Origin of the sequence: Paenibacillus sp. P13VS (assembly GCF_015143645.1) — a bacterium.
Classification (GTDB): Bacteria; Bacillota; Bacilli; order Paenibacillales; family Paenibacillaceae; genus Paenibacillus; species Paenibacillus xylanilyticus_A.
Genome location: NZ_WYEV01000004.1, coordinates 1 through 13,246, shown reverse-complemented (window position 1 = coordinate 13,246; position 13,246 = coordinate 1). Strand labels below are relative to the sequence as shown.

General features: G+C 39.9%; 20 protein-coding genes. All 20 read left to right on the top strand.

The features are described 5' to 3' along the window. The first annotated feature begins 3 nt into the window (after positions 1 to 3). A complete protein-coding gene (locus GUA98_RS09830) occupies positions 4 to 546 on the top strand; it encodes an AAA family ATPase (protein ID WP_193722906.1) in 543 nt (180 codons plus the stop codon). 307 nt (positions 547 to 853) lie between these two features. Then, a complete protein-coding gene (locus GUA98_RS09825; RefSeq protein WP_193722905.1) occupies positions 854 to 1,228 on the top strand; it encodes a hypothetical protein in 375 nt (124 codons plus the stop codon). Continuing rightward, positions 1,225 to 1,962, top strand: a complete 738-nt coding sequence (locus tag GUA98_RS09820) for a class I SAM-dependent methyltransferase (RefSeq protein WP_193722904.1) — start codon at positions 1,225 to 1,227, stop codon at positions 1,960 to 1,962. Before GUA98_RS09825 ends, GUA98_RS09820 begins: the two co-directional genes overlap by 4 nt. Before the next feature lie 182 nt (positions 1,963 to 2,144). Next, on the top strand, positions 2,145 to 2,588 hold the full coding sequence (locus GUA98_RS09815; protein ID WP_193722903.1) for a GNAT family N-acetyltransferase: 444 nt from the start codon (positions 2,145 to 2,147) through the stop codon (positions 2,586 to 2,588). Positions 2,589 to 2,642: 54 nt separating this feature from the next. Further along, a complete protein-coding gene (locus GUA98_RS09810) occupies positions 2,643 to 3,173 on the top strand; it encodes an AAA family ATPase (RefSeq protein ID WP_193722902.1) in 531 nt (176 codons plus the stop codon). A 51-nt stretch (positions 3,174 to 3,224) separates the two neighbouring features. Beyond that, positions 3,225 to 3,659, top strand: coding sequence for a GNAT family N-acetyltransferase (locus GUA98_RS09805; protein WP_227779560.1), 435 nt, complete (start codon positions 3,225 to 3,227; stop codon positions 3,657 to 3,659). A 72-nt stretch (positions 3,660 to 3,731) separates the two neighbouring features. After that, a complete protein-coding gene (locus tag GUA98_RS09800; protein WP_227779559.1) occupies positions 3,732 to 4,208 on the top strand; it encodes a GNAT family N-acetyltransferase in 477 nt (158 codons plus the stop codon). A gap of 38 nt (positions 4,209 to 4,246) precedes the next feature. Then, positions 4,247 to 4,732: a GNAT family N-acetyltransferase gene (locus tag GUA98_RS09795; protein ID WP_193722900.1), complete on the top strand. Its 486-nt coding sequence runs from the start codon at positions 4,247 to 4,249 to the stop codon at positions 4,730 to 4,732. A gap of 498 nt (positions 4,733 to 5,230) precedes the next feature. Then, positions 5,231 to 5,506, top strand: coding sequence for a GNAT family N-acetyltransferase (locus GUA98_RS09790; protein ID WP_193722899.1), 276 nt, complete (start codon positions 5,231 to 5,233; stop codon positions 5,504 to 5,506). Positions 5,507 to 5,594: 88 nt separating this feature from the next. Then, positions 5,595 to 6,215 carry a bis(5'-nucleosyl)-tetraphosphatase (symmetrical) YqeK gene (gene yqeK, locus GUA98_RS09785; RefSeq protein WP_193722898.1) on the top strand — a complete coding sequence of 207 codons (621 nt, stop codon included), beginning with the start codon at positions 5,595 to 5,597 and terminating at the stop codon, positions 6,213 to 6,215. A gap of 15 nt (positions 6,216 to 6,230) precedes the next feature. Further along, positions 6,231 to 6,779 (top strand): GNAT family N-acetyltransferase, encoded by a 549-nt coding sequence (locus GUA98_RS09780; RefSeq protein WP_193722897.1) that lies wholly within the window; start codon positions 6,231 to 6,233, stop codon positions 6,777 to 6,779. Between the two features lie 101 nt (positions 6,780 to 6,880). Then, positions 6,881 to 7,426 (top strand): HAD-IIIA family hydrolase, encoded by a 546-nt coding sequence (locus tag GUA98_RS09775; protein ID WP_193722896.1) that lies wholly within the window; start codon positions 6,881 to 6,883, stop codon positions 7,424 to 7,426. A 17-nt stretch (positions 7,427 to 7,443) separates the two neighbouring features. Next, a complete protein-coding gene (locus GUA98_RS09770) occupies positions 7,444 to 8,289 on the top strand; it encodes a DUF4085 family protein (protein WP_193722895.1) in 846 nt (281 codons plus the stop codon). Positions 8,290 to 8,361: 72 nt separating this feature from the next. Further along, positions 8,362 to 8,835, top strand: coding sequence for an NUDIX domain-containing protein (locus tag GUA98_RS09765; protein ID WP_193722894.1), 474 nt, complete (start codon positions 8,362 to 8,364; stop codon positions 8,833 to 8,835). Between the two features lie 102 nt (positions 8,836 to 8,937). After that, positions 8,938 to 9,309, top strand: a complete 372-nt coding sequence (locus tag GUA98_RS09760) for a hypothetical protein (RefSeq protein ID WP_321573860.1) — start codon at positions 8,938 to 8,940, stop codon at positions 9,307 to 9,309. Positions 9,310 to 9,453: 144 nt separating this feature from the next. Beyond that, positions 9,454 to 10,308, top strand: a complete 855-nt coding sequence (locus GUA98_RS09755; protein ID WP_193722892.1) for an MBL fold metallo-hydrolase — start codon at positions 9,454 to 9,456, stop codon at positions 10,306 to 10,308. A 206-nt stretch (positions 10,309 to 10,514) separates the two neighbouring features. Then, positions 10,515 to 11,555 carry a hypothetical protein gene (locus tag GUA98_RS09750; protein WP_193722891.1) on the top strand — a complete coding sequence of 347 codons (1,041 nt, stop codon included), beginning with the start codon at positions 10,515 to 10,517 and terminating at the stop codon, positions 11,553 to 11,555. Between the two features lie 15 nt (positions 11,556 to 11,570). After that, entirely contained in the window at positions 11,571 to 12,071 is a 501-nt protein-coding gene (locus GUA98_RS09745; RefSeq protein ID WP_193722890.1) for a DUF6985 domain-containing protein, read from the top strand. 42 nt (positions 12,072 to 12,113) lie between these two features. After that, entirely contained in the window at positions 12,114 to 12,626 is a 513-nt protein-coding gene (locus GUA98_RS09740; RefSeq protein WP_227779556.1) for a hypothetical protein, read from the top strand. Between the two features lie 133 nt (positions 12,627 to 12,759). Then, a complete protein-coding gene (locus GUA98_RS09735; RefSeq protein WP_193722889.1) occupies positions 12,760 to 13,047 on the top strand; it encodes an SHOCT domain-containing protein in 288 nt (95 codons plus the stop codon). The last annotated feature ends 199 nt before the right edge of the window (positions 13,048 to 13,246 follow it).

Sequence of the window (13,246 nt, the reverse complement as noted above, 5' to 3'; positions counted from 1 at the left end):
CCTATGATCGTTATGATTAATGGAGCATTCGGTTCCGGCAAAACGTCGGCAGCAAAGATGCTCCAACCCTTAATCAACAATAGTATGATATACGACCCCGAAGAAATAGGTTATATGATCAGAAAACTCATTCCGGAGGAATGCCGGGAAGAGAATGAGCGTACGGATGATTTTCAGGATATTGAACTATGGAGAGTTCTAACCGTGAAGACGGCTGTAGAAGTAAGGCGGAAATATAACAAGCACCTAATCGTTCCCATGACTATTTATAAAGAAGAGAACTTTAACCACATCTATAACGGATTCAAAGCCATTGACGAAGAATTATATCATTTTTCGCTTGTGGCTACTGAAGAAACGATATACAAGCGGTTAGCTAAACGCGGAGATGAATTTGGAGGCTGGCAGTATCAACAAGCGCCGAAGGTTGTTCACGCTCTGAAGGATGATAAGTTTGGAACACACCTGATAACGGATCATCTTGAGACTAGTGAGGTTGTAGACATCATATTGAGGAAGATAGACGAACATCATAATCATACCTAGCTAACTAATAGATAAAAGTGAAGAATGTGTGAGTCTCTTTGCTCAACCTACAGAAAACAGAGAATACAACATTCAATGAACTATGTTTTACGGGTTAAACCATCTGCTACAGCAGTAAATGTATAGAACGGTAGCGGTAAGAATGTATAATCAAACCGGATCCAATCCAGCAGGATATGATTATCTAGAGGATATCAAAACATTTGGAAATCTGGTTAACAAATGCGCCCGACATCTATAATTCTGAAAGTTGATCAACAGCATCATAGAAGGATAGAGACAGTGGCGAAAGGAGGACAGTCCTATTATGGAAAACGTATCAGAACGAATTCAATTACAGTCCACCCAATCCATCCAATCAACCATCCTTAAATCCGAAAATGCCCTGGCTCAGATGACTCAGAAAGGGGCAAATACAACTTTAATAGAAAAGAGACTTAAGGCTCTCCGTATTGGTTTATCTATGCTTGAACATGTGTGGCAGCACAAACCTCATCCATATACCTCCAGAGATCTGACTGAAGCTCGCAGTGTTCTTACAGGTTTAATGCCATCCATTGACAACTCACTTGCTAAGGCTAAGGAAGGCAGTCCTCAGAGGACGCTTCTCATACGAAGAATCCAAGCATTGGAACTGGCTGTTCAGGCGATGGATGATCTAATGAAGGAGGAGCACCAGTGAGCAGTTATTATGGAGAACTTTGTACGAGAATATATGAAAGTGACAAATCGTTAGCCGAAGGCAGAGAGCTTGAGTTTTACCTATCATTTGTGGACAAAACAGATATGCGTGTGCTTGAACCCATGTGTGGAAACGGAAGAATGCTAATCCCTTTTATGCAGCGTGGAATACAGATAGAGGGATTCGATATATCTGAAGATATGCTGAAGGTATGTAGAGAAAAAGGTGACCGATTAAATCTGAAGCCTCATGTATATTATCAAAAGATTGAAAATTTCGTAAGCTCCGACCAGTTCGATTTAATTATGATTCCATTTGGATCGTTCTCGCTGCTCCCCAGTGAATTAGTGAACCAAAGCCTCGCCAATCTGCAATCTGCGCTTAAGGCTGAAGGGAAACTTCTATTGACGATTAAGTTAAGAGGGAACGACGTGCAAGAGATTCCAGAATGGAGAGAAACGGATCGGAAGGTGGTAAACGATGAATTAATTGTTTTATCCAAAAAAGTTCAGTATCGCAAAGAGCAATCCATGCTCGTAACGGAGCTGAAATATGAGTTAGTGAAAGACGACAAAATCGAAAAGACCGAGGTGATGAACTTCCCTCTTCGTTTGTATGATATGAAAGAGTTTGAAGACATTCTTAGAGCAAATGGATTTCAACATATTCATTTGCATGAAGTGAAGGACGGATATGGGGAAGGCACCTATTTTCAAGTGTTTGAATGTTCCTGATCCGATCTTAGCCAGGGAGTACTTAGATAATCAGTATTATGGTCAAATGATTTGAAAGGAGTGATGTGGTATGAAAAACATGAATTCGAGCAGCATTGACAGTGATCTAAGAGGTGTTTGGATTTAACGCAGGGGAATGATGAAGTGATTCCTCTGCGTAATTTGGGTAGGAGGAATCTAATATGGAAATTAGTCTGAAGCCTGTAACCGTTGACAACTGGTATAGTTGCACCCAATTGGAAGTAGCAGAGGACCAAAAGCAAGTATTCCCGGCCCCGGTCGTATACTGGATTGCTGAATCCAAGTTTGTCCCTGAATTTCAACCCATGGCGATATATCTCGGTGCAAGTATCATTGGATTTCTTGTGTATTGTACGATACCGGATCATGAAGGAAACTACTGGATACCCGCTCTAATGATTGATGGACAATATCAGGGAAAAGGTTATGGAAAAGAATCGATGAAACAATTGATCGCATTAATGAGAGAATCATTGAACTGCCAGAAAATCATGATAGGACATAGAGCTGAAAATGCTGTTGCAGGTCATTTATATGAATCTCTGGGCTTTAAAAGAGTAAGTGAAGAATTAATTGACGGTGAAGTGGTTCGTGTTCTAACTTAAAATGCGATAAAGAATAACGAAAGACATTAAGCTGAAAAATGGGGAGATTACAAAATGAGTAAAAGTCTATACATCATATCTGGACCCGCAGGAGTTGGGAAATCCACAACGTCAAAAATGCTAGTTCAAACTTTAAATAAAAGTGTGTATATTTCTGGAGATGAGGTTAGTCATATCCCAGTGAAGGGACGGGGTAAACCCTGGTTAGACAAAGAAACAAACGACTTAACATGGAAAAACATATCCTCTTTGACAACGAATTTAATAGATTATGGTTATGATGTAGTTGTTGACTATGTGGCTTTTCCAGAAGATATCGATGGGTTGATAAAAGAATTAGCAAATTATGATGTGAGAATAGTCTATGTGGTACTAATGGTAGATCGTCAAACGATTATGTATAGAGACAGTTTAAGAGCAGCTGCAAATCAAATGAAAGAAAGAAGCATAACACTGCTCAATGAATTTGAAAACAACTCCAATCTAAAAGAAGAGAATAAATTATATACGAGCAATTATACGGAAGAACAGCTACCTGAGATCGTTCATGAAATTATTAATAACGATAAGTACAGATTGAGATGATTCGAGTTTGTGATTCGAGTTTGAGGTTAGCCCAATTAAGGAGGTATTTCATTGTCCATTCTTAATTTATTCGTTCGTGAAGCCGTGAGGGAAGATGTACCATTTTTGATCGAATTGAATGATCAATTTAATGGAGTTCGTCGAAGCCGGGGAGAGGTGGAAACGGACCTTTTAAATGGAAGAGAAGTTATTGTAGTAGCTGTAATGGAAGAGCAAGTCGTTGGATTTGCATGCGGACAGATCTATAAATCGTTTTGCTATGCAGAGCATCAGGCTGAGATCACTGAAATGTACATACAAGAATCCGCACGCAGGAATGGATTGGCTGGAATGATGATTGAACGACTGGAAGGGATTTTTAATCATTCAGGAGTGAAAAACATCAAAATTTTGACAGGAAATAAGAATGCTAAGGCGATAAAAACATATGAAAAAGCAGGTTATGACCGGGAGGATGAATTCGTATTTGCTAAGGAGTTGAAGTGATTTTTCAGAATTGTATTAAATATTTACTAAAGGAAGGTGAGTTGAAAAGTGTCACGTTACCATTTTTACCCCATGACCAAGGATAGAGCCTTACAGATTTCAAAGTGGCAGTACGAATATCCGTACTCGCTGTATGACATGGATAGTAGTGAGGACAGCATTTTGGAGTTGATGAATGGAGAATATTATTACGCGTTAGATGAACACGATGATCTAATCGGTTTTATATGCGTAGGCGGATCAGCACGGGTCCCAGGCGGATATGCAGCGGGCATCTATACAGATCTGAGGAAGTTAGATATTGGTTTAGGATTGAAGCCTGACTTGACGGGAAACGGCAGAGGTCGGGGGTTTCTATCACAGGTCCTTTCCTTTTTGAACAATCAATTTAGTGGTCGAGAGTATCAATTAGTCGTTGCAGCATTTAATGAGAGAGCTATCAGGGTGTATGAGCGGATTGGGTTTGTGAAAGAAACACATTTTTTGAGCAAGTATGAAGAGAATGAATTAGAGTTCATTTCGATGAGCTATATTAAGAAAAAGGTGTAAAAAAAAAGACTCAGGAATTATTCAAAACGAGAAAGGAGATGAAATTCGTCTATTCCTATAGGTCTTTAATAAACGACGATTTAAAAGATATAAGCTCTTTCCCTCAGTCAGATGAAGAATTGTTCTATGTTAGTCCTCAATTTAAATATCCGCTAACACCAGATCAGATAGTGAAACTTCTTGAGAATCGATACGAACCTACCGTTATAGTTCACAAAGAGTCAGATCAAGTTATAGCTTATGCCAATTTGTATGATTATAAGGGTGATGTATGTTGGCTTGGCAATGTTATTGTATCCAATCATTTTAGAGGACAAGGTGCTTCTTCGTATTTGTTAGAGACAATGATAATGAAGGCAAAATCGATTTATAGAGTAAAAAATTTATTATTATCGTGTCATAGCACGAATTCAAGAGGGCTCACATTCTATCACAAGCATGGATTTAAACCCAATGATATGAGAATAACGAATTTAGAAGATGGAAAAAGGATAATAACTATACAGATGAAGCTAGAAATTTGAATGGAAGTATTTGCAAGTATTGTGGCATGTTGAAAATGATTGGGTGGATATAAACAGCTACAATTTAGTCGTATATAGAAGTTCAAGTTCTTGGTTGCTATATGTATAAAAATGGAATAGAGTAAAGTTTGAACCTCAAACGCCTAACCTAAGATTAAGAGAATTCTCAGGTTGAGGCGTATTTTTTACTGGTGGGAAACATAGAACAAATTACATACGGAGCTGGATCGACCCTAGATTGATGTTGATGGAGGGATTAATTTGTTTCCGTTTCAAGTGAATGAATCGATAGTAATCAATCTAATTCAACCGCAAGAAAGAGATGAACTGTACACATTAATTGATGAGAACAGAATGCATCTTCGAGAATGGTTGCTATGGGTGGATAAGCGGCAATCCCCAGAAGACTTAGATCCAGTAATAGAGATGTGGAAACAAAATTATGAAGATTAAAACGGCTTTGATGCTGGCTTGTGGTTCGATGGTAAACTGGTTGGAATGATCGCATTACATTATATTGATTGGAAGAATAAAGTAACTAGTATTGGATATTTTTTAGCGGCGTCAGCGGAAGGTCAAGGGATTATTACCAAAAGTATCACAAGGCTACTGGATGACTTATTCAATGAAATGAAATTAAATCGTGTAATTATACAATGTGCAGAAACTAACCTTAAAAGCAGATCGATACCAGAACGGGTTGGTTTCATCAATGAGGGGATTTCTAGAGAAGCGCAATGGCTTCATGATCATTATGAGAATATTGTCATATAGTATGTTATCGAGTGATTGGAATCGGTAGATATTACTAATCGTGTAGGGATGGGACTGTTAGCTAAATTAACGTATAGGTGGTCAAAACATGAATCCAATTCTTAAGCCATATGTATTGAATGTGGAATTATCCAGTGATTTAAGTCAAAATATTTATTCATTCTTCGAATCACATAATGATCCAGAAACCCTGAAACACACATTAGACGTTGCCGCAGAAGCAAAGCGAGTAGCCGGATTATTTGGAGCCGACCCTGAAAAGGCAGAACAAGCAGGATTATTGCACGATATTAGTAATGTGGTTCCAGTAAGTGAAATGCTAAATCTGGCAAAGGCATTATCGGTAGAAATCATGGATGAAGAATATAAGTATGATAGAATCATTCACCAGAAGTTATCTAAAGCTATGGCAAAAGAAATATTTCATATCAATGATCAAGAAGTACTAAGTGCAATCGAATGTCATACCACGCTTAAACCACATTCTAGTTTACTGGATAAAGTACTTTTCATTTCAGACAAAATATCTTGGAATTTACCGGGAGAGCATGGTTACCTGCAAGAGATACGAGATAAAGTAGATGAATCCAATCTCAATGATGGAATACTCATCTATTTGAACCATGTATGGGAACAACGTTCCAAGCTTAAATTAGTACATCCCTGGCTTATAGAAGCGAGAGAAGAATTGCTAGAATTGAATCGATAATGAAAGGAGAAGAATATGCCTCAATTTCCCGTATTAGAGACAGCTCGGTTCGTATTAAGAGAGATTAAACAAGAAGATTCAAGAGATCTATTTCATTATTTTTCTTCACATGAAGTGACGAAGTTTTATGATGTAGAGAGTTTTACGAGTGTTGAACAAGCGGAAGAGCTCATTCATAGATGGAATGATCGGTTTAATCAAGAACAGGCCATTCGCTGGGGAATTACGTTGAAATCGGAGAACAAGGTGATTGGCACATGTGGATTTCATGGTTGGGCGAAAAATCATTACAAAGCTCACATAGGCTATGAATTAGCACCGGAGTATTGGGGGCAAGGATATATGACCGAGGCGATTCAACGAATCATTGAATTTGGATTTAGCCATCTTGGATTAAACCGAATTGAAGCCTATGTAGAGCCAAAGAATATGGGATCCAGAAAGTTGCTTGAGAACATTGGATTCAGAGAAGAAGGAATTTTAAAGGAACATTATTATTGGAAGAATCAGTTTGTGGATACGGTTATCTATGCTCTATTGAAAAAGCAGTTTCTACATCCTTGATTTCTTCCGTTGTATTCCTTGGAAAATCAGCATGAACGCCATTAAGAAATGTAACAATAACATGATTTTATTCCGGTAGTTAACGGAGAAAGGAATAAAGCATGCTGAAACCAAATTTGGACATACAAGCTGTTTTTATGGACAGAGATGGAACCATCGGTGGCACAGGCCACTTTATTCATCCTAGAGATTTTGAATTATACCCTAATGCACAAGAAGCGATAGCACTTCTGAAGAAAAATGGAATCAAGGTATTTGCTATAACGAATCAGTATCGGATATCGCGTGGAGAGGCAACGATCCAAGAGTTTGAAGAACAATTTAGTGAATACGGATTCGATCAATCCTATATTTGCCCACATGAACAAGAATGCAGCTGCCGAAAACCCAAACCGGGCATGTTGTTAGAGGCTTCACAGCAGCACCATCTAGATTTATCAAGATGTATCGTTATTGGTGACGTAGGCGATACGGATATGCTTGCTGCTCACGCTGTTGGAGCTATGAAGGTTCTTGTAAGAACAGGCTGGGGAGAATCATCATTAACAACGTACAGAAACAAGTGGAAGGAAACGGAACCTGATTACATAGCAGGAGACATTTTAGATGCAGTTTATTGGATCATCCAAGCCAAACTGAAGAATTGAAATAGGAGGGAGTGCGCATGAAATATCTTACAAAAGAGTGGTATGAACTTTGCCAACAAACACATCTCCATTTTGGTATGCGAGTACACAGCGGAGCCCAACAAATGGATGAAGAGCTTTATCTTCGATTATATAAAAGAAAAGAAAAAGAGCATGTAAAGTTTCAACGCGATGTTTACAATGTCGATCCCCGTTTTATGCTGGAGCAGGATGGTGCGGTTCTGGTGCGTGCGGAGAAATTTATTAGTGGGGATGAGGTATCGGAAGAGGATACGATGGTTTATCATATGCCGACTGAGAAATTAATTGCAAATTACGATGCGAGGCCACCTTTTGATGAGTTGGGCAGCAAACAAGAATTTAAAGGTAATGTGGAATGGAACTGCGAAAACAAGATTGCACAATTACCGAAAGAGATCTATGACCAAATTGCAGATATTCGTGTATTTTCCCTGGGTTATTGCACTAAAAAAGTCATGCTGCAGTTGAAAAAACAGAGCAAATTAAATGAGGCTCAAATGCAGCTGATCTCGAAGGAATATAGAGAGGCGCAGCTAGCTGAACCTATTCCTGAACATATTCGTAACCAGGTCCATTTTCATGATTGCACCGTGACGGAATTGGTCTCGGATTCGGACTTGGTCATTCGATTCGATACCCGTGGAGGGTTCACGAATTTAAATAAGATTACGTTTATTGCACCTGAGATCATCAAGCAAGAAGGGATCATTGTCGGTAGGTACTGGCTCTATCAAGAACTATATTGTATCAAAAATGGATATGAACTACATATGCTTTTTGATGGTGAAGAAATGTCTGAACTGATTATTCAGTGCCAGGATATTGTCGTAGAAGAAGAGTGACAACATAACAAATGAAGGTTGTCTGGAGTTGTAGCATTTTATTATCGGTGTCTAGAGGGAGGTACAGCATTAATGAGCATTTCTGATTACTATAAGAACCTTAGAGCTAAGATTGGGAATGATCTCATATTTATGCCAGGTGTGGCTGGTATTATTCGAAATGAACGTGGAGAGATCCTATTTGGGCGTAAACATAATGAATCAACATGGGGGCTAATTGCTGGAGCAATTGAGATTGGTGAAACACCGGCACAAGCGATGGTCAGAGAAGCATTGGAGGAAACAGGTCTTGTCATTGAGCCCGAAAAGATCATTGGTGTCTACGGCGGAGAAGGTCAACGTTTTACATATCATAACGGTCATCAAGTTGAATATTTAACCATTGTTTTTGAATGCAGAATCCAATCGGGGCAATTAACATCAAATAATGAAGAGATGAAGGATTTGCAATTTTTCCGTGAGCATGAACGTCCACCTTTAGCCAATCATTACCCGGATTACATTTTCAGTTCCAATCACCAAGAACGAGCGCATTTTGATAGATAATCCAATATCGATTGTGGTTTGAAGAATACTGACCGATTTGCATCAATAAAGTATAAGGAAAGATACTACATTTAGATGTGGGGATGTGTATTGGTGATATTGGTGTCTTCGATATTGTTTTCTGTCCTAATTCTGATTGTCATTCTCTTTCAAGTGGCACTCGCTGCAGGTATGCCGTGGGGAGAGGCAGCGATGGGTGGGAAGTTTCCCGGGAAATATCCGACAACCATGCGTTATTCCTGTTTGCTGCAGATCACTATTCTCATATTCATTGGTTTAGTTGTACTGAGTAGAGCGGGTATGCTATTGCCGGAGTGGTCTTCATTTGCAAATACAGCAATTTGGTTTATTGTTGGGTATCTGGTGCTGGGAACAATCCTAAATCTCATAACACGCAGCGTGTGGGAACGAAGAATCTGGGCTCCGGTAACGCTACTGCTTCTTATTACCAGTTTGATTATTGCCTTATCTTAAAAAACATTTACATACGTACTACCTAAACATGAAATCGGGGTGATTCCATTGGTAAATCGATAAAAGCGAGAAAGATCCATGGTTAATATACATTAACATGCGATTTTTCTCTTACTCCCACAATACAATTAGAGGAGAATTGACATGTTAAATAAATTAAGTGAATCGATCTATTACTCATCTAACCAAAATGATAAAGATAGACCGACTTTAGGATTAGTATGTGGAGATCAATACAGCCTAGTGATCGATGGTGGGAATTCGGTTCAGCATGCCCAGGATTTTTTACAGGAAATAAGCCGTTTAGATGTACCACCTATCAAATACCTGGTTATCACGCATGCGCATTGGGATCATTTTTTAGGAATGAATGAATTCAATGCGACGATTATTGTTAATCGGTTAACCCAACAAATGATGAATATCTGGAGAAACTTTTCCTTTGATGACCACTCACTCCATGAATATGTGAAGGCAAACAAGATGAGTTCTCACTGTATGGAGATCATCAAGAATGAAATACCGATGAGAAACTCGTTTCAATTAAATGATTCTGATATCATTTTTGAAGGTTCTCTCGAACTGGATTTGGGCAATAAAATCTGTAGGATTGAAACCATTCGGAGCACACATACAGATGATTCAACGATCGTATACATTCCGGATGAAAAAACTATTTTTCTTGGAGACAGCGCTTATGGAACAACAACTAATTCATTGTTTCATTTCAAGCAGGCTATGTTGTTACCGATGATAGAGGATATTCAAAAGTATGATGCGGATCATTTCCTACTCGGGCATGAATCGATATGCGACCTGGATGAGATGGACGTGTTTTGGAGAGAGCTGACTTCCTGTAATAGAGCAGTGACATCTACATCATTAGATAGCGCAATAACAAACTTCGAGAAAGAACATGAGCGGACTCCCAATGAAAACGAGATGTTCTTTTTACAAGCATTTGTTAACGATCAACGTTTACAGTTACAGCATAAGTAGAAAGTTTAAACCTACGCTCGCAGCATTGATGCTGAGAGGACTAAGATTCTGATTACCGAGAGTTCATCGACATCGAAAGATCTATGATATTAAAGGGCCCTGGCTTTTATGCCTAAGGGCTCTTTAATAGTTTTGAATCGTCATTTATACTAATGGTAGTTTCATCCATACATAGAAAAAGAACAACGGAGAGGAGAGGCTCTATTATGCCTATCTACTACTACATTGCAGCAGGATTACTGGTGGTTGCAGCCTTGGTGATTCGGCGCAGGATCAGGATTTTTCGTTCGAAAGGAAGACGCAGAAGGCACACGAGAGTTACGTATAGACGCAAAAAATTACCTTTGAATCTGGGACTGCGTGATGACATTTCCTACGATAAAACCGTTCAACAATTGGAGAAGAGCTTTAATAAGCATTTTTCCAATAAACTAAAGCTCCGTATGGAGCAGGAATATCCTCATATGAAAAAGCTGGAGTATCGATGGAAGCTGCTCGAACTTAAAAGATACTTCGTTATGGCTTCTCTGCTGAAACAGGTCCCGATGTTTAGCGATGAGGTAGATGAGTTATGGCACGAAATGCTGATGTTTACCAAATCCTACGCTGATTTTTGTGCAGAATTTATGGGTTCTACGGTACATCATGAGCCGGCAGTTACCCGCCGTGAAAATCCAGGTGCACGGGCATGGTTTGACTGGGTGTACTGTCAATTATTCGAGTTCACTCCATATAGCTCCGCAATCTGGGGGGAGTTCTTCAGCTACCCGATATCCGGTGAACTGCAGACGCTGATCGCTCAGGGAGATCGAACTGAATTGGTGAATCAATTTTTCCACATTAGACGCATGCAGGAAGATCCTGAAGCTGCACAGGTCATTTCTTATTTGATTGAGAGGCTGCAGAGATCGGCAAGTCTAAGCGAAAAAGAGCTATCCCTGGAATCCTCAGGTTCGGTCGATGTGGCTCTCATCATGGCGAGTGCCATGGTATATCACTCCATGTATCATGAGGCAACGTACGGAGTGCACATGGGTCGTCTCGAACAGGAACTTATCCCACCGGAAAAGGCTGGACAAGGAGCTTCGTCAAGCAGCAGTTGTTCAAGCAGTTCAAGCTGTTATGCCGATCATTGTAACGACAGCAGCGGCTCCTCGGGAAATTCCGGTTCATCGTGCAGTAGCTCCTCTTCTGACTCTTCCTGCAGCTCATCCAGCTGCTCATCTTGTGGCGGAGGCGGAGATTAATGAAGGAGGGATCGTATGACCGATAGTTTTCATTTGGAACGTGTTGGCGTAGAAGAGCCAGCAGATGAGAATCGGGTGTCTGGATACGGGCTGCTTGAGTTGTTCCAATGCGAGGTGGAGTATCGATTTACTACGGAAGACATCTGTTTAGAAGAAGCAGAGTGGTATATCCAAAATGTGTTGAATCGCTTGCCGGATGACACGGTTAACGACATATGCAACCGGGTATACGAATGGAAAACAGAGAAAATGTCGAGTGATACGGCAGACTACCCTGCAGGCTTGGCCGAAGTGGAAGGTAGGGGGATTCTCGCGTTCATGGCGGTTGGCGAAGTTGAACTTTATCGGAATCCAGCTAATTCGGATGATCAGATCTTGGGAGCCATACTAGGTGGAAGTACGGATTGGGACACGGAGAACGGTATGGAAATAGTTATGCTTGGTCATCAGGTTCTTGAAGTACGTGAGTATTTGGGGTATGGCGAATTTGCCATCTGGACTGAATCGGATGAGTAGTATTGGTTATAAGGGGTGAGCAGAATCGGAAATACCATTTCAATGCCTGAACATGCTGTACCAGTGATCGAATCCATCGGAATGTCCAATGGGTTAACATCAGTGTTTATAGAAGTGCTCTCCATCAGTGGCTCGATGCTCGCCAGGACGAACCGTGAGAGGGAAATGACCATCTGGTTGGCCCAGAGGGATCAGTCTGTCGTAGGTATCGGAACGGTTGGCTTCGACATCGATGAGATGCCTTGGTCTATAGATACTTTTGAAGAGGAAAAGGATTTTATGCTCCGTATGATTATACATGCTATTGCTGAAGCGGGGTGGGAGAGGTTGAGTTATAAACCGCGAAAAGAGTCGCTCATACCCTGCTTGGAGCTATTTCAGATCATGATTCATGCGTTTACTAAAGGAGATGTTAATCTGGACAATTATCTGGAGTGGTCCGAGATTGAAGAGGATGACGATCAACCGACAATCCCGCCAGGTTACCCGAAATGTGCTAAACATGAAGTGTACTTGTCTTGCCATGGCTGCGTTTTATGTAATAATGGAAGTTAGAGACCTTCTGCCAGTGGAAGAATGAGTAATGAAGAAGAATACATAGAACAGGCCAAGAGATTCAAAACAAGCTTCGCAATTAACATCAGTTATCTCGTCAATAAGAAGTACATAATGTTTGGGAGGAATGGATTTGAAAGCATTGTCGATCATTGGGATCGTGTTGTTCACATTAATGTTTTTTGCGATATTCAGTTTAGGGCCAGAAGATCCAGATAATGCTGCATTCTTGGCGCTGTTAACTATGTTGTATGCAATCCCTTTTTCAATTGTTGTTTTGGTTAGAGCTAATAAGTTAAAGAAGCCGCCAGTTAATGTTCATGAACAACTTTTGCAGTTAGGTGAGCTGAAGGAAAAAAACATCATTACTGACTTTGAATTTGATCAAAAGAAACATAAACTGCTCTCTAAGTACAAGTAATCCAGAAAATTAGGTAGTTTAGAGCTTGGCAAACCCGATAAGAGAAGACAGATATACACAAATCAAAAACAGGGCATTCCTGAACTGCACCCCAATTGTTAGACATTATCAACAATTGGAGGTGCAGTTTTTCTATGGCTAAATTTACAAACGAACAAAAAATGGATGCAGTTATTAGATATCAAAGCAAATCGGAAAG